This is a genomic window from Oleiphilus sp. HI0123, from assembly GCF_001635315.1.
The window spans coordinates 1-1,045 of the sequence record NZ_LWGE01000500.1; the positions used below are offsets into that span (position 1 = coordinate 1).

1 protein-coding gene is annotated in these 1,045 nt (G+C 51.2%); it reads left to right on the forward strand.

Annotated features, from left to right (window positions below; translation table 11 throughout):
- Positions 1-918 (forward strand): Tn3 family transposase (locus A3761_RS04765; protein ID WP_156491599.1); only part of this gene is annotated, 918 nt, incomplete at its 5' end.
- Positions 919-1,045 lie beyond the last annotated feature (127 nt).

Here is a 1,045-nt window from a genome sequence, read left to right on the forward strand (position 1 = left end):
GAGACGTTCCGTACACGGTATTCCTCAAAATACTTCGGTACCAGCAAAGGCGTCTCGGCGGTCAGTCTGAATGCCAATCATATGGCCATCAATGCCCGGGTTATCGGCGCCAACGAACATGAATCCCATTACATCTTTGACCTGTTGATGAACAACAGTACTGAGATTATCCCGGACATGCTCTCAACTGACACTCATGGGGTAAATCATGTGAACTTTGCCTTGCTCGATCTGTTCGGTTATCGGTTCGCCCCCCGATATGCCCGGGTTGGCAAGGTCATCAATGAGCTGTTCAACATCACCGAAGACGAAAATCAGCGCGTGAAACTATCGTTGCGCAAGCCGATCAACACGAAACGCATCATAGACCACTGGGACACCATCCAGCGGATCGCAGTCTCTCTAGCCCAGCGGAAAACCAGCCAAGCTACGTTGGTGCGTAAACTCTCCGGCTACAAGCACAACCACCCGTTACTGGAGGCTCTGACTGAATACAACCGGTTACTGAAGGCCCAGTATCTGCTGAACTACATCGATGACGCCAGCCTTAGAAACCATGTGCAGCGAGCGCTGAACCGGGGTGAAGCTTATCACCAGTTGCGTCGGGCGATCAGCAACGTCAACGGCGACCGGTTCCGAGGCAATAGCGATGAGGAGATCCAAATCTGGAACGAAAGTGCCCGACTGGTGGCTAATGCCATCATCTACTTCAACTCGAAAGTACTCAGTAACCTGCTGGACAGCTTCGAGGAACAGCGCAATGACAGATACCAGGAAACAGTCAAGCGGGCCTCACCGGTAGCTTGGGAGAACATCAACTTCCGGGGTACATACACGTTCGCGCCGACGGGCGAACTGCCAAAACTGGAGGACTTAATGGCACCGATTGAGGGCTATCGACCTAGAAATGAAAGTTGATACCCCTCTACAAGCCACGGCAGACGGGGGCTTCAGAGGTTTTTGCAATATATGGAGGCAAAATCCCTAGGACCCCAAATAGGCGACTGAAATTACACTTGCAGAATATATTCAAGAAATAATATAC